The following is a 22,201-nucleotide window of genomic DNA, read 5'->3' as shown; positions in this document are numbered from 1 at the left end:
TTTTGTTTCCTTGGTTTTCGAATCGGACGTTGTCCTTATGATGAAATAAAAACCTCCTGTCTTTTTTCTTTTATCTTATATCTCTATTTATTCCGTACGCAAGCTTTTTACCGGATTAACCACGGCTGCCTTGATACTCTGATAGCTAACCGTTACTATGGCAATCCCTACGGCCAATGAGGCCGCAAACGCCAATATCCACCAACTGACCTCAATACGATAGGAAAAATCCTGAAGCCATTGATCCATGGCATACCACCCTATGGGCAATGAAATAAGTATGCCTATGCCGACCAACTTAATGAAGTCCATAGTGAGTCGATATGAAATTTGGCCCACACTGGCACCCAATACCTTTCTGACCCCGATTTCCTTGGTTCTTTTCTCGGCGTTAAAGGCGGCCAATCCGAATAATCCAAGGCAGGCAATTAAGATGGACAGGGTGGTGAATATGATAAAAATGCGACCCAAACGTTGTTCGGACTTATAGGTGTCATTAAATGAATCTTCCATAAAGTAATAGTCAAAGGGTTGGCCGGGAGCGACCTTGTTCCAAATTCCCTCTATACTTGTTATGGCGTTTGAAAAATTGTCGGTTTCCAGCCTTACGGCCATGGAACCCGCCCAACCGCTTAAATGAAGGCTCAAGGCTTCTATTTCTTCCCGAAAAGGAGAAAAATGAAAGTTCTTTACCACCCCGATAATGGTAAAATATTTAGGATTTTCCTCTCCCAAATCCGGCGTAAAGCCCATACCTACGGCATCTTCCGGGGAAACGCCGATGGTGGCCACTGCGGATTCATTGATGATGATACTTGTAGAATCGTTTTTGAACGCCCGATCAAAATTCCTTCCTGCAATAATCTCAAAATCCATGGTCGACACATAATCGTGGTCAACGCCCCATGTTTGCATGCTTACGGCATTCTCCTGATCGGTGGCTCCTTCCTCTGGGGCAAAAACGCTGTCCGACCTGCCCGAAGGTGTTGGAAAAAAGCTGCTAAGGGTAGCATTGTCGACAAACCCCAATTTTTTCACCTCTTCCTTAAAAGAAGTAACTTGATTTCCGGCGGTAAAAACATCGTTAACGATAAGTACTTGATCTTTGGAAAAACCAAGGTCCTTATTCTGGATATACTGTAATTGCTGATAAACGACCAAGGTGCCGATTATCAGAAAAACGGAAATCGCAAATTGAAAAATCACCAGTCCGTTTCGTATTCCCCCTCCCCCTAAAGTACTGCCGGTTATGCCTTTTAGCACTTTTACCGGAACAAATTTTGAGATAAAAAATGCGGGATAGCTTCCCGAAAAAAGTGCCAGCAACACTCCGGAAACCAACAAAATCAACCAAAAGAAAGGATTGGCATACGGCATGGAAATGTCCTTGTCCGCCAAAGTATTGAAATAGGGCAAAATCAGGATGGCCAGGACAAAAGCCACTAAAAGCGAACCGAAAGAAACCAGACCGGACTCGACCAAAAACTGACGGATAAGCTCTCTCCGATTGGAACCCAGCGTTTTTCGGATGCCTACTTCCTTGGCCCGCTTCAAAGAATGGGCGGTGCTCAGATTCATGAAGTTAACACTGGCCAGAACGATCAGGAATATCGCGATAAAAGAAAGGATGTATATGCTTTGAATATTGTTATTGCCGCTTATTTCGGCCACCCTATCGGATTTCAAGTGTATGTCGGTCAACGGAATAGTACTATAGATCAAATGGTTTCCGGCGGCCTTGAACTGTTCCTCGGTAATGCCCGGCATAAATTGTTGCACCCCTGGAATTACATATTTGCCCAAAAAGTCGCGTAACGGCGCTTGTAAATTCTCGATATCCGCCGATGGAATCAACTTGATGAACGTTTGATAGTTGTTACTGCCCCAGTTCACCACACGGGAATCATCATAACCGGCCATGGCCATAAAAATCGAGTGATCCCTGAGGAACGAATTTTTAGGGAAATCGTCTATCACTCCGGTAACCGTATAGGTTTCCGTGTTGTTCAAAAGTAGGTTTTGCCCTAAGGCATCTTGGATACCGAAATGCTTTTCGGCTGCCGATTTGGTCATTACCAGGGTATTCGGAGACTTTAGGGCAGTTTTTACGTCACCGACCAAAAGAGCTACATCGAACATTTCAAAGAAAGTGGAATCCACAAAAGTGGATTGAAGTTCCTTGACATTGACCTCGGTACCCGATTTTCTGATCAACATACTGCCCCTTGTTCGAAATCGCGTGCTCAGCTCCACTTCGGAAAAATCATTATCAATGGTCTCCGCCATGGGGGCCGGGGTAACCGCAAATTTGCGGTCCTCGCCTCCGAACTTGATGTCCGCATTGACACGATGTATCCGATTGGCATCGGGGAACATGGTATCGTAGCTCAATTCATCATGAATATATAGGGCGATAAGCAGTCCGCCTGCCATGCCAATGGCCAATCCAAACGTGTTTAAAAAGGTGAAAAACGGTTGCTTCTTAAGGCTCCTCCATCCGATTTTTAAATAGTTTTTAAGCATGATTCCTGTTTTCTTAATTCATTTAAGCTTTAGTTTTACTATTTCCATTTCTTCCTCTTCCCTTTGACTGCGCTCAGGATGACATAAGGAAGTTTATTCTGTACGTAAACTTTTAACCGGATTGGCCCTCGCCGCTTTTAGGGCTTGGTAGCTTACCGTAAACAAGGTTATCAGCAGCAGGCTCCCAATGGCCATACCGTACACCCACCATGAAATCTCCGTACGGTAGGTAAAGTTCTCCAACCAATTGCCCATAAAATACCAGGCCACGGGAGAGGCAATGACTCCCGCAATAAGGATGAGCTTTAAAAAATCCTGTGTAATTAACCATAGGATGCCCAGGACACTGCTTCCCAATACCTTGCGAATACCGATTTCCTTGGTTTTCTGTACTACAAAAAACAGTATCAATCCATAGATGCCCAGCAAACCGATAAAAATGGCCATTCCCGAAAAAATTTGAATCAATGAAAGAAAGCGTTGCTCCGTTTCATAGAGCTCCGCAACACGGTCGTCCAGAAAGTCGTATTCAAAAATATGATTGGGAAAAAGTGCAGACCACTCTTTTTCAATATGCTGCAAGCTTTCCCTAGCCTGATCCATATTAATCTTTATCGCCAATTCGCTATAGTCACCGGTCTGGGGAGCGATAAATATGGGATTGATGTCCTGATGAAAGTCCCGATCGTGAAAATCAGCGATGACCCCTACGATGTCGGCCTTGATGTATCCTCCGGCCAAGGTTAGGGGTTTACCCAAAACTTCATCCAACGAACTGGCACCTATCTTTCTTACGAAGGCCTCATTGACCAAAACCTCATCTACCGAATCTTTTTCGTAAAAGTTGCGACCAGCCAAAAGCCTTAGGTCAAAGGTGTTCAGATAGTCCTTATCCGCAATTTTTGCCTGTATGGAGAACTCTTCGCCCTCCGGATTATTATTGTAGCTTAGACTGGTGCCCCATCGGTTTATAGCTGCACCAGGAGGAGCAAAACAGGCCGTAATCTTTTCTACTCCGGAAAAACTGGCTATGCGCTCTTTGATACCTTTGATTTTAGTAGATTTTGGCTCTTCCGGTATCCTGACCATAACCACTGAAGATCTGTCAAATCCCAAATCGGAATTTATGGCAAATTGTATCTGTTTGCTGATTACGATAGCTCCTATAATGAGTAAAATGGATATGGAAAATTGCATGGTGACCAATACTTTCCGCGTAAAGTAACCTCCGGAATCCTTCTGGTTAAGTTTTCTTTTTAGGGCCGAAATTGGGGTAATCCTTGCCAATAAGATTCCAGGATAGCTTCCAGCGAGTAATGTGATTCCCACAAGAATCAATAGCCCAAATACAAGGAAAGGCCATTGTAAAAGATCTGTGTTGGAAAGCCGTAGGTTAAAAAGTGTATTGAAATAGGGCAAGGAAGCTATACTTAATAGGATTCCCAATACCAAGGCAAAACAGGTAATCATAAAGGTCTCCGTCATAAATTGCCCGAAAAGCTGTCCCTTAAAGCTTCCCAAAACCTTCCGGACGCCCACTTCCTTAGATCGGGTTATGGATTGGGCCGTAGAAATATTAATAAAATTGATGCTGGCCACGACAAGGATAAATAACCCTATCAAGGAAAAGATCCATAATATCTTAACATCGACGCCCCCGCTGTATTTTGAATTGAAGTGAATATCGGCCAATGATTGTAATTTGTAATGATGGACATTTTTGTCATCTGGCCGAAATTTGGTGACATAGCCTGAAAGCACCTCTTCTATCTGTGCAATATCTTGATCGGGATGCAACAGGGCGAAACTCTGCAGACTGGAACTGATGCCTCCCCAAGACTCATTTCCCAAAAAATCCTGATATTTTTTAAGTGTTTCAAATGATATGAACATATCCCTTTGTACAAGTGACGTGCTTGGCAAATCCTTAAGAATTCCAGTTATGGTTATGGTCTCCTTGTTCCCGAGAACAAAAGTTTTATTAATCGGGTTTTGCGACCCAAATAGTTTCCGGGCCATACTCTGGGTAACGACGGCGGTATTCGGGATGGAAATGTCAACATCGTTGGAGCCGTCAACAAGTGGAAAATTAAATATCTTGAAAAAATCAGGTTCCGTAAACGCAATGTCCTCGTCCAACTTTATCTTGAGGTTGGTTTCTTCGATGAAAATAACCTCGTTGTTCCAATTCGCTATTTTCGCCAATTTATCGGCATAGTCATAATCCGCTTTAAAGGCGTTGGCAAAACCAGGGGGTACGCTGGGAGAATAATAAACCGTTCCATGGTGCTCTTCGGTAACAAACCTGTAGATCCTGTCGGAATTATGATGGAAAGTATCGAACTGAAGATGATGGTTTACGAAGAGAAAGACCAAAACCGCAGTTCCAAAACCAAGGGCAAGTCCCAGAACATTTATGACGGCAAAACCCTTTCTTTTCCGTAGACTTCGCCAAGCGATTTTTAAATAGTTCTTGAACATGGTTTTCGTTTTTTGATACTATACTATTTCATTCCGTACGTAAGCTTTTTACAGGATTTACGCTCGCCGCTTTAAACGCCAAATAGCCCACCGTGGCCAAGGCTACTACCAATGTTACCGCCCCGCCCAGCATAAAAATGGTCCAACTAAGGTTGATTCTAAAAGGATAATTCTCCAACCATTGTTGCATAAAATAACCCGACACGGGTGCGGCAATGCAAAAGGCCAGAAAAACAAGTGCCACAAATTCCTTTGAGAAAAGGTATACGATCCTTTGTTTGGTTGCACCAAGTACCTTTCTAATGCCGGCCTCTTTCCTGCGTTGCTGTACCAAAAAGGAGGCCAGTCCGTAAAGGCCCAAACAACTTAGGAATATGGCAAGGCCCGCCGAAAGTTTGTAGAGATTGGAGAGCCTCCGTTCCTGTTCATAGTAACTGGCTACTTGGGCATCCAAAAAATCATATTGAAAAATATAATCGGGAAAGGTATCGTTCCATATCGCTTCGATCCGATCCAATGTTTCCCGTTCTTGGCCAAGGGACAATTTAATAGAAGCTTGGCTGTACCAGTCGAAATTGTTGGCCAACAGTACGGGATCCAACCCCCTTTTAAAAGATCGGGCATGAAAATCCTTTAAGACCCCTACTACGGGACCCGTAACCCTCCCGTTCCCCAAATTGACTTCTTTGTTCAATACTTCTTCCGGTTTTTCGAAACCCAGCTTTTTAACCAAGGTTTCATTGACCAAATATTCATAGGTTCCATGGGTTTCGCGTACATTTCTGCCCGCAACCAAGTCTATGCCATAGGTGGCCAGATATTCCTTGTCCAAGGCCTTACAGATTACAAAGAAGTCCGTACGCTCGGCAGCATGGTCAAAAACAAAATTGGTCCACCAATTGCCATCGGAAATAGGCCCTGCCATGTTAAAGCTTACATTTTGGATGCCGTTTTCCACGGCCAATTTATCTCTAAGAAAATCTACCCTTCCCAGGGAAATGCTATCCGTGGGAATAGGCACATTTACCAGTGCCTCTTTTTTAAAACCCAAGGGTTGCTCCATAAAATATTCCATTTGCCGTACCATGATCAGGGCACCAATGATCAAAACCTGTGCGATGGCAAACTGGAAGACTACAAGGCCCCTCCGCAAGGAAATGCCTTTTCCCGAAGGATTTGCCAGTTTGCTTTTCAGGGCGGTCACAGGATTATATGCCGAAAGCACGATGGATGGGTAAAACCCTGCAAAAATGGTGACAAGAACGGCAATGGCCATGAAAAACAAAACGACCGCCGGTGTAAAGAGGGAATAAAGGGTTAGGGGAATATCAAAAAGCGCGCCCACTTTTTTCAAGGAAATACAAACAAGGCCAAAAGCCAATATTTCCGAAAAAAGTACAATTAAAAAGGTTTCGGAGAGAAACTGCTTTCGCAATTGCCCTTTATCCCCTCCTAAAACCTTTCTGACCCCTATTTCCTTGGATCTATTAACCATTTGGGCCGTGGTGAGGTTGATAAAATTGACACAAGCGATCAATAAAATAAATGCAGCCACAAGCCAAAGCACGTTGACCAAAGGGGTTCCAATGCTTCTATTGCTAAAATTGCCCGTACTGGTATCATAATGAATATCGGCCAAAGGTTGGATGAGCAGTACATTTTCGTTTTCATCGGATTTATTGCTGTCACCAAAAGACCTAAGCTGCTGGGCCAAAGTGGATGCCGAGGCGTTTTTGGACAACAAAACAAAAGTGCCAAAGTCTCCATTGGTACCGTCCCAATCCTGAGTCGTCAAAAAATTGGAGGTATACCCCGTGCCATAAGAAATTACAATCTTGAGCTGTAAATCGGTATTTGGAGGAACGTTTTCAATAACACCGATGACCCCTACTATTTCTTCATTGTTCAAAAGCAGGTTTTTGCCCAGTATTCCATCCAGGGTGCCAAAATACTTGATTGCCATTTCCCTGCTCAATACTACCTTGTTCGGATCTTTTAAAGAGGCGGCGGAGCCGACAATGAAGGGGTAATCAAAAATATTGAACAAGGCCGGTTTGGTATAGAATACCCCGGTCTCTTCCCTAAATCCATTGATGGGGTCGCCATTGTTGTCCAAAACCTTTATCTGAGTGTCGTTTTCCGCCAAGACAGGGGCAACCCGCTCTATTTGCGGAAAAGCCTCTTTGAGGTTCTCAGGAACGGGATAAGGTACCGCCTTGTTAGTAAAAGGGGAAACGTTGGGGTGATGATATTCGGTCATAACCCTATAAATCCGATCCTTCTTTTTATGATACCCATCAAAACTAAGCTCAAAACGGATAACCAGAAAAATAATCAAGCAAACCGCAATACCCACGGACAAACCGCTAATGTTAATGATTGCGTTGGTTTTGTGACGCGATAGGTTTCGCCAAGCGATTTTTAAATAGTTCTTGAACATGGTTCCTGTTTTCTTAATTCATTTAACCTTTAGTTCTATAATTTCCATTTCTTCCTTTTCCCCTTCGACTGCCTGCCCGACAACGTCATTCAGGCGGGCGCTCAGGATGACATGAGAATGTTCATTCCGTACGCAAGCTCTTTACCGGATTGGCCAAGGCTGCTTTGATGCTTTGATAACTTACCGTAAACAGGGCGATAGTCACGGCCAACAGTCCGGATAGCAACAAGGCCCACCAGGGAATATTGATACGAAAGGCAAAATCCTCCAACCACCTATCCATAATAATCCAGCCTAAGGGTAAGGCAATACCAATTGCTATAGCCACAAGCTTCAAAAAATCAAAGGACAGGCGGTAGGCAATTTGTCCCACGGAGGCCCCAAGCACCTTGCGTACCCCTATCTCCTTTACCCGCTTTTGGGCATTGAAGGCGGCCAGACCGAACAGTCCCAAACAAGCGATAAGTATGGATAGCACGGTAAAGGCAATAAATATTTTGCCCAAGCGTCTGTCGGCATCATAGGTCCTATTAAAGGAATCGTCCATAAAACTGTACTCAAAGGGCAAAGTAGGCACGGTTTTATTCCACATGCGTTCCACCTCGCCGACAATTTTGCTGGCCTGTTTTCCGCTATGTAACTTAATGGCCAGATTGCCTCCATTTGAACTTAGCTGCATGCTTAAGGCATCGACTTGGTTTCGTAAGGTTTCAAAATTGAAATTCCTGATCACGCCAATGACCGTAGCTAATTCGCCCGATCCCAAATTCGTTACAAACTGTTTCCCCAAGGCTTCCTCAGGGCCGGTACCCAACAATTCCACGGTTTTCTCATTAATGATCATGGCCGTGGAATCTGTAGGAAATTGGGTGGGATTAAAGTTTCTTCCGGCAATGAGCTGTAATCCCACAGTGGCAATATAGTCTTCGTCCACGTCCCATTCCTGCATGTTAATGGCCTTTTCCTGACTTTGGTCTTCGGCCTGTAAAAAGGTGTTATCACTTCTGCTGGATGGTGTAGGCAAATAGCTGCTGATGGTTGCATTTGAAACTCCCGCCAATTGTTTTACCTCCTGCTTGAATGCCTGTTTTTTTTGGGCCAGGGAAAACACATTGTGTACAACGAGCACCTGTTCCTTATCATAGCCCAAATCTTTTTCGGTCATATAATTCAATTGCTCATACACCACCAGCGTACTTACGATCAATAATAACGATATAGCAAACTGAAAAACGACCAAGGCATTGCGTAGACCGCTGCCTCCTATATCCTTATTGCCCTGTCCTTTGAGTACTTTTACCGGATTGAACCTGGACATAAAAAAGGCTGGATAGCTCCCCGCGGAAAGGGTCAAAAAGGCCATTAATGTGATTAGGGCGCCCCAAAACGCATAGGATGTAACGGGGACAGCCAATTCCTTCTCTGCCAATTGGTTGAACAAAGGGATCCCTAGTAGGGCCAAGAGCAGTCCCAAAACCAAGGCTCCAAGGGTAATTAAGGCAGATTCCATTATAAATTGCGCTATCAACCCTTTTCGGGCCGATCCCAAAGTCTTACGGATACCCACTTCCTTGGCCCGCTTCAAGGAAAAGGCCGTGGACAGGTTAATAAAGTTTACACAGGCCAATATCAATAAAAAAAGACCGATGACCCCAAGCACATATACATTCTTAATGTCCCCATTGGGACTGAATTCCACGTCAATATTTGAATATAGATGCACTTTTTGCAGTGGGGTGGCCCCATATTTTACATAATTGCCGGAAGCCTCAAACTGCGTTCTATCCATGCCCGGAAAAAACTGTTGTACAAAAGGCATCAAATAATCATCAATCATTTTGTCCATACCTATTTTAACATCCTCGATCCGTGCATCAGACCGTAATTTAATAAGCGTGTAAAAATTAAAATTGCCCCATTGATTGCCCCTGGAAGCTTCGTAACCCGCCATGGCCATGAAAATGCCCCGATCCCGTAAAAACGAATTTTTGGGAAGGTCTTCGATAATGCCCGTAATGGTTGCGGTAATGTTGTTGTCAATTTTGACCGTTTGCCCCACGGCATCCACTTCCGGGAAGAATTTTTGGGCCGTGGAACGCGTCATCACCATGGTATTGGGATTGGATAACGCCGTTTTCTTATCTCCACGGAGAAGCGTAATCCCAAAAAAATCGAAAAAGGTGGTATCCACATAGCAGGTAGACTGTTCCTTAATGTAGGCATCCGCCCCCTCGGGACGCACCAGTAAATCCCAATTGTCCCGAAACCGGACTACCGACTCCACCGTGGGAATGTCCTGCAAGATAGCTGCGGCCATAGGGCCCGAAACGTTGGCGATCGTCTCCGCTTTGCCACCAAATTTGGTATCGGCATCCAGCCTGTAGATCCGATCGGCATCCGCAAACATAGTGTCATATCTTAGCTCATCGTGTATGTAGAGTCCAATAAGGATTACCGCTGCAATGCCCACGGCCAGACCAAATAGGTTCAACCCTGTAAAGAAGGGTTGTTTTACCAAATTCCTCCACGCGATTTTTAGATAGTTTTTAAACATGATGCTTTTTTGATTATTCTATTCGCAAACTTTTTACAGGATTAGAAAGCGCGGTTCTTATACTTTGATAGGTTATGGTCATCAGGGCAATTAAAATGGCTATACATCCTGCCATGAAAAATATGATCCAGTTTAGTTCTATATGATAGGCAAAGTCTTCCAACCACCTACCCATAATATACCCCCCTATTGGAACCGCTATTGTTATGGCAATTAGAACCAATCCGAGAAATTCTTTTGATATCAGGGCAGTTACGCTTGTGACTGAGGCACCTAAAACCTTTCGTATTCCAATTTCCTTCTTACGTCGCTCCGCGATAAATGTGGTTAGGCTAAATAGGCCAAGACACGCTATTCCAATGGCAAGTAGGGCAAATGCATTAAAAAGTTTTCCCGCACCTTCGATCTCTTTGTGCATTGCCACAAAACTCTCATCCAAAAAATCATAGCGAAATTGAAATGTAGGACTCATACCATCCCATACTTTTTGTATTGAAGCTAGTGACCCTTCTAGGTCGCTAGCCCTCATTTTGACCGAAATCATCGAGTTGGATCGGCCTAAGATCAATGCGGATGAAGAGATTTGGTGCCTTAAGGATTCAAAGTGAAAATCCTCAAATACGCCAATAACCTTCCAAGATTTTTCCTTGTTTGTAATCCTAGTGCCAATGACATTGTCTACACCTAATTTCTCTGAAAATGTCTTGCTAACAAGTATTGCCGTTGAATCCGAAACCAATTTCCCGTCGAAATTTCGTCCTTGGACCATTGTAATCCCCAGGGTTGGAACGTAATCATGATCAACCCTCCATATTTGTGAATTTATACCCTGTTCAATGCTTTGTCTGCCTTGTTTCCAAAAGGAATCCGAATAGCGCATAGCCCCTTCCATAGGCAAATAATCACTTATGGAAACATGGTTTACGTCGTTCAATTTTAAAACCTGTTCTTTAAAAGTGGAGATTTTCGGGCCAAGACCATCCGTTCCTTTTATGACCAGTACCTGTTCCTTATCAAATCCCAAATCCTTATCGGAAACAAATTTCATTTGCTGGTAAACCACTAGGGTACAAATAATCAACACTATGGAAATCACAAATTGAAACACTACAAGGGAATTTCTAAAAGAAACATTGCCTTTTACACCGGTGGAATTTGATTTTCCGTTTGAACCAATTTTGAGTTTGGACAAATACAAGGACGGATACAGGCCGGTAATAACGCCAAGGAAAATTGCACTCGCTATCAGAATAGTGGTTCCCCCAATGGTCCAATCAGGAAATTCCAATGATTTTGTAGTAATCCCGTTAACAAAGGGTAGAAGGGCATAGGCCAAGAAAACCCCTATTATCAGCGACAGTATGCTAAATAATACCGATTCCATCAAGAATTGGGAAACCACTTGTTTTTTGCTTGCCCCTATTACTTTTCTTAACCCAATTTCCTTGGATCTTAGGGTATAGCGGGCGGTAGATAGGTTGATAAAATTTACGCATGCAATACCAATTATTAATAGGCCGGAAAAAGCAAATAGCCACAACAATTGCCTATTGCCATGGGGAAGATTGTCCCTAACTTTTTCAGAGTCCAAATAAATATTGATTATGGGCTGTAATTCATGCTTGATGTTATTTGCGATATCCTGGGGATTTGAGAAATCCCGCTCTATCCAATTGGGCAGAAAATACTTTGTAGTGATATCGGATAGTTTGTCATTTAGCTCATCTACATTTGCCTTTGGATTCAATTTAAGATAAACACCATACATATTGGCTCCCCAATACTCTTGTTCGCCGGGCCAAAACTCTACTCCGGCCAATGAGACCAAAAAGTCAACATCAAGATGGGAATTGGTGGGGAAGTCTTCAAATACACCGGCCACATTATAAAGTGTTTCTTCATCGTTGTTTATGATGAGCTTTTGTCCTATTGGATTGGTGTTTGAAAAGTATCTTTGGGCCTTACTTTCGGATATTAAAATGGTATTGGGTTCCCCCATTGAATTTTCATATTCACCATTTACCAAGGGGATATCCAATATCTTCAAAAGATCCAGATCTACATAGGCAAACCCTTCTTCAAAATAGTTTTCTTGTTTATTGCCCGGCCTTATTTGATTGAACCAACTTATGGGCATAAACCTTCCCGCTTTTTCCACTTCTGGAAAGTCGTTCACCAATACCTTGGAAAAGGGCGCCGGATAATCGACCCCATAAAAACCTTCTTCCAAATATTTTGTGGTGACCCTATAGATCCTGTCCTTATCAGGATAAAAACTATCATAACTGAGCTCATGTTTCAGATATATCGCAAGCAACAGGAAAGCGGATATTCCCGTGGCCAGTCCAATAATTTTGATGAGGGACAACCCTTTATCCTTCCAGATATGCCTCAACGAAATTTTTAGATAATTCCTAAACATGGCCCTTTCGCCTTTTGATACTGACCCTGCCCACAGGTTCTTTTTCAGTATCCGATGATTGATGAATAAACTCCTTAATCCCGGGTTATTAGGCCCCGGACAAGTCTAGACCGTAGCCCCGATAGCCCTATTTTGGCTTTCCGTAACGATCTGTCCGTCAAAGAGGTTTACGATACGATGTGCAAAATGCGAATCGTGATCGGAGTGCGTCACCATAATTATGGTTGTGCCCTCTTGGTTGAGTTCCGTTAATAGGTTCATGACCTCCAACCCGTTTTTGGAATCGAGATTCCCTGTAGGCTCATCCGCCAGAATCAATTTGGGAGTAGTCACGACTGCACGCGCAATGGCCACACGCTGTTGTTGCCCTCCGGATAATTGATGCGGGAAATGTTTTTCCCGATGCGCTATCTTCATGCGTTCCAGTACCTTCATTACCTTTTCCCGGCGCTCACTTTTGCCCATTTTAAGATAAATCAGCGGAAGCTCTACATTTTCAAAGACCGTAAGCTCATCGATAAGGTTAAAGCTTTGGAATACAAAACCCAGATTTCCCTTTCGCAATTGGGTCCGTTGGCTTTCCCGGAGCCCGGCCACCTCATGGCCCGCAAATTGGTAACTGCCCTCGGTAGGGTTGTCCAACATGCCGATAATGTTCAACAAGGTGGATTTCCCACAACCGGATGGCCCCATGACGGCCACGAATTCGCCTTCCTCCACTTTTAGGTCTACCTTGTTCAAAGCCAGGGTCTCCACTTCCTCGGTTCTAAAACTTTTCTTTAATTCTTTAATCTGTATCATCATTTCCTGATTGGGTTTTACGCGTTATAATTAAGGACTTCTATATTTCGTTTTGGTGACAGTTTTTGGTTCTTTTTTCTGTATATGTCCGTTTATTTCCGTTCTTATCCTGAACTGGTTTTATTAAGGATGGCCTAGGCGACGATTCTGGAAGCTATTTCAATACGATCCGTTCCGCTTCCCCAAAGCTGTCGTAATTACTGGTGATTACATTTTCACCATCCTGTAATCCCTCGAGCACCTCATAGAATCTTGAATTCTGTTTCCCGATCCGGATATTGCGTTTTATAGCTTCATCCCCATTGGATCCTACGACAAAGATCCACTGGCCTCCCGTACTTTGGAAAAAACTTCCCTTGGGCAGCAACAGGGCATCCGATGATTCCCCCAACTGTAATTTGATGTTATAGCTCTGCCCCGTCCGTATAGTTTCCGGTTTTTCATCCGTAAAGACCAAATCCACCTTGAATTTTCCATTCCGCACTTCGGGATAGACCTTACGTAGGCGCAAAGGATATTCTTTGCCGGTCCGTTCCAAAATGGCCGTCAAATCGCGTTGCACCCGGTCTATATAATGTTCATCTATGTCGGCCTCTATCTTAAAATCGGTCAACACATTGATCTGGCCAATGCGTTCCCCCTGAGCTATGTTCTGTCCTATTTCCGCATCCAAAAAGCCCAATTGTCCATCTGCCGGTGCACGAACATTCAAATGATCCAAGCGCTCATAGACCATGGAAAGGGTCTTCTTCATTCGTTCCAAATCGGTATCCAGACCGGCTAGGGAGGTTTTCCTCAGTTCATCGTCCTGCTCGGTCTGAAGCTTTACGATATCGTACTGTTTTTGAGAGAGTTCATAGTTCTCCTTGGAGACCAGATAGTCCTCCTGCGAGATAAGTTCCTCTGCATAAAGGGACTTGTTCTGTTCATAATTCCGTTTTGTCCGAGTCAGGTCGTTTTGGGCCGTGGCTAAATTTCTTCGCCCTTCGACCTGACGCGAATCAAAATTTAAACGGGTAGAACGGAGGTCATTCTGCTTTAAGGCCAAATTACTTTCACTTTGCAGTATCTGTTCATACAGCCCCATATTTTCCAATTTTAGAATAATCTCCCCCTTTTTGACCATGGCCCCTTCCTCGATCAGTTTTTCGGCCACCCTGCCACCCTCATAGGCATCCATATAAATGGTGGTAATCGGCGCCACAAAGCCATTTATGGTAATATAGTCATCAAATTTCCCTTGGGTGACTTCGGCTATGGAAAGTTTGTCCTTTTCGGTCCGAAAGGTGGAAACGGAACTGGCGAACAGTAGTTGATATGCCGTAAAAAGTAACAATACCCCTAGGGCAATATAGCCGTAATGTTTTGGCCGTAATCCTTTTTTCTTTTCAAGTTGTATATCCATAAAATGTATTTCCTTTAATTAATGTCAAATACGGGTAGGCCCCTATAAAAATCTAAGGTGCTTTTATTGACTTCCAGACGGAGCCTAACCTGTAAGTTTGTATTTTGGGCACTGGCAAACAAGTTTTTTGCCGTAAAAAGTTCCAGCGCATTGATCAATCCTTTTTCGTATCGTTTTTGGGCAATGGTAAAGGCCAGGTTCTGCGCCTCCACGTTTTGGCCGCTTTGCTCATACTCTGCCTGGAGGGCCTTATATTCCTGAACCAATTGTTGAATGGTCTGAAAAAGCACTTGCTTTTGTACATCCAAATTGTTCTCCGCCCTAAGACGTTCAATCTTATTTTGCTTCACCCTGGATCGGTTGGCCCATCTATTGCTAATGGGAATGTCTAGGCCTACCCCGATAAATTGAAAGGTATTGTCCCGGAATTGATCCCGAAAGGGAATGGTATTTCCCAAGGAATCCCGGGTCGTTTCAAAATATCCGGTACCTACACCCCAAAACATGTTCAATGAAGGATATAATACCCCTCTGGACGCGGCGACCTGTTTTTTCGCGGCCTTGGCCCGAAATTCCTGCGCCTTGATCAAGGGCAAAAAGCTTTGGGCCTCGGCAAAGATAGAGTCGGACTGAATCTGCGCGGATTCATCAAAAGTTTCTTTTTTCGCCATTACGGGCTGTATGCTGATATCGTCCGCATCTTCCAGGTTCATTTCCTGGATCAGTTGCAGCTTTGCCGTCACCAGCTGATTTTCACTTTGGGTAAGGTTCAATTTATCCGCCAATAAAAGGGATTCCGCCTCGTAAAGATCGGCGCCTGCCATAAGGCCCAGTTCAATCTGTTTCCTTACCAAGTCCAAATTGGATTGGGACACGGCCACCTGTTCCTTGGAAATAGCAACCAATCCCTCAAAAAACTGAATATCATAAAATGCCTGCATCACTCGGAATGCCAATAGATATTTTTGCTGTAGGGCTTCTTCCTGGGTCGCCTTAAACAAAAATTTAGAAGCCTTGATGGAGTTCAGTTTTTGAAAGCCTTGGAATAAATCTATGGAAGCGTTCAAACTATAGCTGTTGGAGAAAAATTCCGTAGTAACTACATCATTGGTAAAGGGATCCGTACTACGCCCAAAGTTGATGACATAATTGGTAGATGCACTGATATCGGGCAGCAGATTCCGAATGGATTGCCTATAGGTCTCCTTATTGGACTGGGCCGTATATTCAAAATCATTAAGCGGTAAGTTGTGCTCCAAGGCATAGGATACACACTCATCCAAGGACCATTTCTGCTGGGCCGATAGATGTATGGAGATGAAGCCTATGAGGAACATGATGATTTTTACTTTCAAATTCATATTTTATTCCTTGTGCCAAAATGTACGCTATTGTTGTGCCAAATATGTATAGTGTTGAAAAATAGAGTTTTATAATTTGTTTTTGTTGTGGCAAGCTTTTCAACTGTAAAAAAGTTATACAGATAGTGTCCAAAAAATTGACACTGTCTTAAAATACTGAATTTCAAATTGTAGTTTTATCTAGGTCTTTGTGAGGCATTAGGTAATCCATTCTGTTTTGTATATATGTTTCGTTGGATTACTTCCCTAGACTCAAAAGGATTTGAATCCATATTGTAATTCATCCCCTAGCGAAAGGGCATATCATTTTTTCCATGCTGGACGCGAATATTTTAGTAATCGATGACAATAAAAGCGTGCTAAGCGCCTTGGAGATATTGCTTCAATTTGAATACAAGAATGTAGCGACTATTTCCAATCCCAACCAGATTTCCTCCTTCCCCGGATTTCAGGATTTGGATATTGTCCTATTGGACATGAATTTCTCTGCTGGGGTAAACTCCGGTAACGAGGGGCTGTATTGGCTCAAGGAGATCAAAAAGAAAGCGCCCCATATTTCCGTAATCATGATGACCGCCTACGGAGCGGTAGATTTGGCCGTAAAGGCCATTAAGGAAGGGGCTTCCGATTTTATTCTAAAGCCTTGGAACAATGAACGATTGTTAACCACGGTAAAATCGGCCTATGCGTTGCGAAAGTCCCAAAAGCAGGTCAAGGAACTGAAGCAGCGACAGGATAATCTAAAGCAGGTCATCAACCAAAAGAAACATTACATTATCGGAAACTCCAAGGCCTTGCATTCCGTTCTCAACTTAACGCGCAAAGTTTCCAAAACGGACGTAAACGTCCTGATTACGGGTGAAAACGGAACCGGTAAGGAATTAATCGCCCGGGAACTCCACCGGACGTCCCATCGTAACCAAGAGGTATTTATATCCGTGGATATGGGTTCCATATCCGAATCCCTTTTTGAAAGTGAGCTCTTTGGGCATCTTAAGGGAGCGTTTACGGATGCCAAGGAAGACCGCGCCGGAAAGTTCGAGGCCGCCAATGGGGGTACCCTTTTTCTGGATGAGATAGGAAACCTGTCCTTACAGACACAGGCCAAATTGTTATCCGCCATTCAACATAAGACCATAGTACGGGTGGGATCCAACAAATCCATTCCAGTGGATATCCGGCTTATATGTGCCACCAATAGCGATTTGGAGAAAATGGTGGCCGATGGTCTTTTTAGGGAAGATCTGCTCTACCGCATCAATACCATTCAAATTAATGTTCCACCCTTGCGGGAACGGGAAGGGGATATTTTGGTATTGGCCGATTTTTATCTCAATAGGTTCATGTCCAAGTATGGGAAACAGGGTTTGCGTATCAATCAGGCCGCCCAGGAGAAATTGATGGCCTATAATTGGCCCGGGAATGTTCGCGAATTACAACACACCATGGAACGCGCGGTCATCCTTTCGGAGGGCACCGTATTAAAACCTGAGGATTTTTTATTGACCGCCTCAACGGCAATTTCCATGGATACGGGACCCAACACCCTAGAGGAGATGGAGCTCCTTATGATCAACAATGCCCTAAAACAAAATAATGGAAATTACAGTGCTGCAGCGGAGCAATTGGGAATCTCGCGGCAGACCCTCTACAATAAACTGAAAAAATTGGGCAGCTAATGGCAAGTCGTAATTTTTATTTTCAACTTATCCTGCGGGTGCTGCTCATTACCTCGACCTCCATAGCATTGGCTATTTCATTTGTAAACCAATGGTACCTGGCCACAGGTATCCTAGCTATACTTTTGGCATCCCAGACCTATTTTCTAATTACATTTATCAACTCCACCAATCGGAAAATCGCCTATTTTTTTGATGCCATAAAAAATGAGGATTTCACCCTACGCTTCCCTGAAAGGGTATCCATTAAATCCTTTAAGGAACTTAACCAAAGCCTAAACCGGGTAAATGGACTTATTCAGGAAGTGCATCTTCAATTGCAGATTCGGGAACAGTACTATCAACAGATTTTGAAACAGGCCAATATTGGTATCATGACCTTCAACAAAAAAGGCCATATTCTATTTTCCAACCCGACATTGGAAAAGCTGCTGAACTATAAACCACTGAATCATATTAAACAATTGGCCCAAGTAGATCAAGGCCTTTATGAAATTTTTGAAAGGTTGGAACCTTTTGATCGTGAGCTGGTTCAATTGACCAACGAACGGGAAAAGACCCATCTGGCCGTAAAAGCGACTTCAATGTCCTTGGATAGGCAATCCCTTTTATTGGTCACCGTTCAGGACATCCATAAGGAATTGGACGAGAAGGAAACCGATTCATGGATACGCCTTATCAGGGTATTGAACCATGAAATTATGAATACCATCACTCCCATTACCTCTATTTCAGAATCCATTTTGAAATATTATCAGCTTAAAGATGGTTTGGCGCCTTCCGAATACATTACCGAGGATCTGGTAAAGAATACCGCCAAGGGTCTGGGGGTAATCCAGGAGCAAGGAAGAAACCTCATGGATTTTGTACATTCCTATCGTAGTTTTTTGAGTTTGCCGCCGCCGGACAAGATCTTGGTTCCTGCACAAAAGTTGTTGGACAAAGTAAAAACCCTAATGGATCAACAGAGCCAAAACAATGCTATTTACTTTGAAGCAAAGGCAGATCCAGAAAATCTGGAGCTTTTTATTGATGAAAAACAAATTTCCCAGATACTGATCAATCTTTGCAAGAATGCCCTACAGTCGTTGGAAGGTAAGGAAAAAGGGATCATTAAAATCTTGTCCGGGACCAACGAAATTGGTAAAAAGTTTATCGAGGTATGGGATAACGGGCCCGGAATTCCGGAAGACCTTATTGACGAAATCTTTGTGCCTTTCTTTACCACCAAGAATGCCGGAACCGGTATTGGACTTAGTCTTTCCAAACAGATCATGCATCTGCATGGCGGAAATATAAAGGTACGTTCGATACCGAATAGGGAAACGTCCTTCCTGCTTACTTTTTAGTGCTATTCGTTTCACACGAAACCAGCACCCACCTTTACCGGAAGCTTCCGAGAAGAGCAATTCTACGGAAGTTACCTATTCCAATTGAAAACTGGTCAATGGTATTGAATGGGCAAATTCGAGAGCACTCTTCCGGGGCAACCTTGCCCTAACATAAAAAGGAGGCGAAATTCGCCTCCTTTTTTGGTTCCATGATTCCCGTCTTTGAGATGCACAGGTACGCTTTTATCTTGACCGAACGGCACTATACTGCCCTTCTGGCAAGAGGGTATGGGATTCCCCATAGCTTGGACGTTCAACTTTCTTGGTCTTCTCCTTTAACGAAGGTTGAGCCAGGCTTTCACGGATTCTGCCTACAAAAACAATGGTCAGAATAAAACTGCAGGCCAAGAGCTTATCCAGGAAAAGAGCTCCGTTAATAAAGGAAATCAGGTTCAAAAGTACCAGAAAAACCATGCCTAAAATTGGTAAAAAAATTTTCTTTTTCAGCTGCATTTTAAATTTTTAAAGTTTACTACAATTCTTGTTAAGTGCTTTAATTGGGATTCCCGAAACGGTATTAAGAGTTGATGGAGATTTCAAGTGTGCCATTTATTTTAAAGGTGTGTCCCAAATTGGAAGCCTCTTTAATAAATTCCTTTACGATTCTTTTTTCTTCCTCAAGCTCCGCGATACGGCCATCAAGTTGGTCGGTCTCACGTCCGTGATCTCCTTCCCAGATTTGAAGCCTTTGAATTTTGTGAAAATTGATTTTTTCGTCGATAAGGGCATTTACAACAAAAGAAGCCTCGGATCGGGTAAACTCTCCTTTAACCAATTGAATTTTTTGTTCTGTTTTTTTAGCTTTTCCCAATTCCTTTGTTTCCATTTTAATCTTTTTTTGACGGGTTTATACAAACTGGATACAAAGGTTATTCTTTTTTTGTATTTATTTATATTTATATTTATTATGGAATGCATTACTATTTTTTATGGATGTCGATTTAACTCTTCCAAAAATGGAAGTTTCAAGTCTGGCAGATCCCGTGTTTTAAAAGCACTTGTGATTGCGATCAAAAGAAATGTATTCGGTTAACAGACGGATCTTTCCTATTGATATTTTGAAGCAACTTTCCTTGGAAGAAAAAGAAGCATTCAGCAAAGATTCGTTGCCGATATCCCGATCGGATAAGCTGAAAAGTTCACAGAAGAAAACAAACGCTCTCTACCCTACATACGTAAACTTGCCGAACTCATGGGTCAATAGCTCTCAACTTGCAGGGAGTTTAACAGGGGCACCATTACCTGCTGAAGGGTCAACGTGTGATTCTCGCTTTTCGTTGAAATCTCCAAATGAATAGGCACATGGCCCATTTCACTTAGAAAAGTTGTGTGTATCCCATCGTTTTTTGGGTTTAGGACACTTTGATGTTTCCAAACCGACTGTCCCGCCCGTAGCCCGAACCATGGGCTTTGATTGGATTCGGAATCCGAAATAGCATCGAACCGAACATTAGTATTCCCACTTTTGGTTGAACTTTTTACATATCCCTGTATTTGGATACTGGGGTTTTCCGGATCGCTGATGACAAAACTATTGGAGGTTTCCCGCAGTTCCCAGGTTTTGGGTATTGAGAAATTTATAGAACCTTTTACACGTACGGTTCTGTAATTTTGAATACGTTTTTTGTTGACTCTGCTAAATTCTGCACCTAAACAGAAAAGACCTTTGACCGTTCCGTCGGGGGTTAGCTTAAACTGTAACTTCTGAGGAATGGCCATATTGCGCCCGATTGCAAGCGACGGTGAGGCAAAATCCAATTTAAAATGGTTTATGGTATCCTTGCCCCGGGTCACTACAGCTTCTAGACCCTGACCACTTTGGCGCTTGATATGCAGCTCAAGTCCAAAATTTACCCAAAAATCCCCTCCTCCAATCTGAATGAAATCGCCTAGATATTTTTCGGTATCCGTCGCTTCTAGTTCAAAATCATTGCGTGAGGGGTCGGTTATGGTCGGCCTTCCAAAGGAGGTAGCCGAGCCTCCAGTGGCCATATGAAGTATGTTGTTTGCCATATGGTATATAGTAGGATACTGATATTGGTCAATAAAGGTCAGATCAAGGTTGACCAATACTGATACGGCAATTTGGTTTGTTAAATCGATCATGGTCATGGAGGACATCTTGCCTGTGCTTCCCCCATGATGAACAATTTTTCTGCCTTCAATTTCGGATATCATCCACCCAAGCCCATAATGTATGGGTCTGTCATCCCCGCCTTCTTCCAGCGTCAGTCCGGGAAACGAGATGTTCGGGGACCACATTGCCTCGATACTTTCACTGGACACCACCTGAACATCTCTATATTTCCCTTGGTTAAGTAAGGCAATCAGATATTTTCCAATGTCCTCTGCGGTAGAACGGGTAAATGATCCCGCAGGAATATATTCCCCGGACTCAAACTGCCTTTCCCTGAACGCCGGGTATGCCTGTCCAATTCCATGATAATGCCCTTCCAATGCTCCTAAAGCATCAAACTTCTCTGGATCCGTAGAGGTGTTTTTCATACCAAGGGGGTCAAATATTTGCTTATCCAGATACTCCGTATAAGGAAGCCCGGATACCTCACTTAACAAATAACCGGCAACACTAAATCCTAGATTGCTGTATTCATATGCCAATCCAGGTTCTGTTGTGATGAAAGTACTTTTTAGGTCTTGCACCAATTTTTCCAATGCCCTGTCCGAAAGGTCGTAAATGGGTTCCGGGTTGGCCTGAAGTCCGCTGGTATTATTGAGCAACATGCGAACCGTGATTTTATCGCTCATATCCTTGTTGGCCGTTCCAAACCAAGGAAGATATTGGACTACCGGGGCATCCAACTCTAGTTCTCCTTGTTCCACCAATTGCATAATGCCCATTGCGGTCAATGATTTTGTAAGCGACCCAATGGCGTTCACCGATTTTTTGGTGAAAGGTGCCGATAGGTCCAATCGCTCCTTTCCAAACCCCTTTGCATAAAGGTATCCCTTAGGATTGACCACAACCACGGAAAACCCGGGAATTACATGATTTTCATAGATTTCATTTAAATAACGATCCAACGTCCGAAGTTCTTGGGCACTGCCATTGTGGGTTGCCCATAAAAAAGACATTGCCAGAAAAAGGTGTTTTGATGTTCGTATTCTTCTTAACATGATTACGGC

General features: G+C 43.3%; 13 protein-coding genes. 2 read left to right on the top strand and 11 right to left on the bottom strand.

The features are described 5' to 3' along the window. Positions 1 to 87 precede the first annotated feature (87 nt). The 8 genes from ACO06Y_RS05695 to ACO06Y_RS05660 all read right to left on the bottom strand — a co-directional run bounded on the left by ACO06Y_RS05695 (position 88) and on the right by ACO06Y_RS05660 (position 15,987). Complete coding sequence (locus ACO06Y_RS05695) at positions 88 to 2,523, bottom strand: ABC transporter permease (RefSeq protein ID WP_422082862.1); 2,436 nt, start codon at positions 2,521 to 2,523, stop codon at positions 88 to 90. A 93-nt stretch (positions 2,524 to 2,616) separates the two neighbouring features. After that, a complete protein-coding gene (locus ACO06Y_RS05690; protein WP_422082861.1) occupies positions 2,617 to 5,004 on the bottom strand; it encodes an ABC transporter permease in 2,388 nt (795 codons plus the stop codon). 28 nt (positions 5,005 to 5,032) lie between these two features. Further along, complete coding sequence (locus ACO06Y_RS05685) at positions 5,033 to 7,444, bottom strand: FtsX-like permease family protein (RefSeq protein WP_422082860.1); 2,412 nt, start codon at positions 7,442 to 7,444, stop codon at positions 5,033 to 5,035. A gap of 121 nt (positions 7,445 to 7,565) precedes the next feature. Continuing rightward, entirely contained in the window at positions 7,566 to 9,998 is a 2,433-nt protein-coding gene (locus tag ACO06Y_RS05680; RefSeq protein WP_422082859.1) for an ABC transporter permease, read from the bottom strand. 13 nt (positions 9,999 to 10,011) lie between these two features. Beyond that, on the bottom strand, positions 10,012 to 12,420 hold the full coding sequence (locus tag ACO06Y_RS05675) for an ABC transporter permease (RefSeq protein WP_422082858.1): 2,409 nt from the start codon (positions 12,418 to 12,420) through the stop codon (positions 10,012 to 10,014). A 105-nt stretch (positions 12,421 to 12,525) separates the two neighbouring features. Beyond that, positions 12,526 to 13,221, bottom strand: coding sequence for an ABC transporter ATP-binding protein (locus ACO06Y_RS05670; protein WP_422084241.1), 696 nt, complete (start codon positions 13,219 to 13,221; stop codon positions 12,526 to 12,528). Between the two features lie 154 nt (positions 13,222 to 13,375). Beyond that, positions 13,376 to 14,626: an efflux RND transporter periplasmic adaptor subunit gene (locus tag ACO06Y_RS05665; protein ID WP_422082857.1), complete on the bottom strand. Its 1,251-nt coding sequence runs from the start codon at positions 14,624 to 14,626 to the stop codon at positions 13,376 to 13,378. A gap of 14 nt (positions 14,627 to 14,640) precedes the next feature. Continuing rightward, the gene (locus ACO06Y_RS05660) at positions 14,641 to 15,987 is read right to left on the bottom strand and encodes a TolC family protein (RefSeq protein WP_422082856.1); all 1,347 of its coding nucleotides are present in this window, start codon (positions 15,985 to 15,987) and stop codon (positions 14,641 to 14,643) included. A gap of 314 nt (positions 15,988 to 16,301) precedes the next feature. Between ACO06Y_RS05660 and ACO06Y_RS05655 the strand changes: the two genes are divergently transcribed. Continuing rightward, positions 16,302 to 17,666, top strand: a complete 1,365-nt coding sequence (locus ACO06Y_RS05655; RefSeq protein WP_422082855.1) for a sigma-54-dependent transcriptional regulator — start codon at positions 16,302 to 16,304, stop codon at positions 17,664 to 17,666. Next, complete coding sequence (locus ACO06Y_RS05650) at positions 17,666 to 19,015, top strand: sensor histidine kinase (RefSeq protein ID WP_422082854.1); 1,350 nt, start codon at positions 17,666 to 17,668, stop codon at positions 19,013 to 19,015. Before ACO06Y_RS05655 ends, ACO06Y_RS05650 begins: the two co-directional genes overlap by 1 nt. 225 nt (positions 19,016 to 19,240) lie before the next feature. On the opposite strand, the gene ACO06Y_RS05645 is transcribed toward ACO06Y_RS05650, so the two are convergent. The 3 genes from ACO06Y_RS05645 to ACO06Y_RS05635 all read right to left on the bottom strand — a co-directional run bounded on the left by ACO06Y_RS05645 (position 19,241) and on the right by ACO06Y_RS05635 (position 22,192). After that, the gene (locus ACO06Y_RS05645) at positions 19,241 to 19,510 is read right to left on the bottom strand and encodes a hypothetical protein (RefSeq protein WP_422082853.1); all 270 of its coding nucleotides are present in this window, start codon (positions 19,508 to 19,510) and stop codon (positions 19,241 to 19,243) included. 64 nt (positions 19,511 to 19,574) lie between these two features. Then, positions 19,575 to 19,883 carry a hypothetical protein gene (locus ACO06Y_RS05640; RefSeq protein ID WP_422082852.1) on the bottom strand — a complete coding sequence of 103 codons (309 nt, stop codon included), beginning with the start codon at positions 19,881 to 19,883 and terminating at the stop codon, positions 19,575 to 19,577. A gap of 371 nt (positions 19,884 to 20,254) precedes the next feature. Then, on the bottom strand, positions 20,255 to 22,192 hold the full coding sequence (locus ACO06Y_RS05635) for a serine hydrolase domain-containing protein (protein ID WP_422082851.1): 1,938 nt from the start codon (positions 22,190 to 22,192) through the stop codon (positions 20,255 to 20,257). Between the last annotated feature and the right edge of the window lie 9 nt (positions 22,193 to 22,201).

The sequence above is a fragment of the Ulvibacterium sp. genome, assembly GCF_965228935.1.
Taxonomy (GTDB): Bacteria; Bacteroidota; Bacteroidia; order Flavobacteriales; family Flavobacteriaceae; genus Ulvibacterium.
Note: the sequence above shows the minus strand (reverse complement) of the source record. Positions and strands in the feature narration are given on the sequence as shown.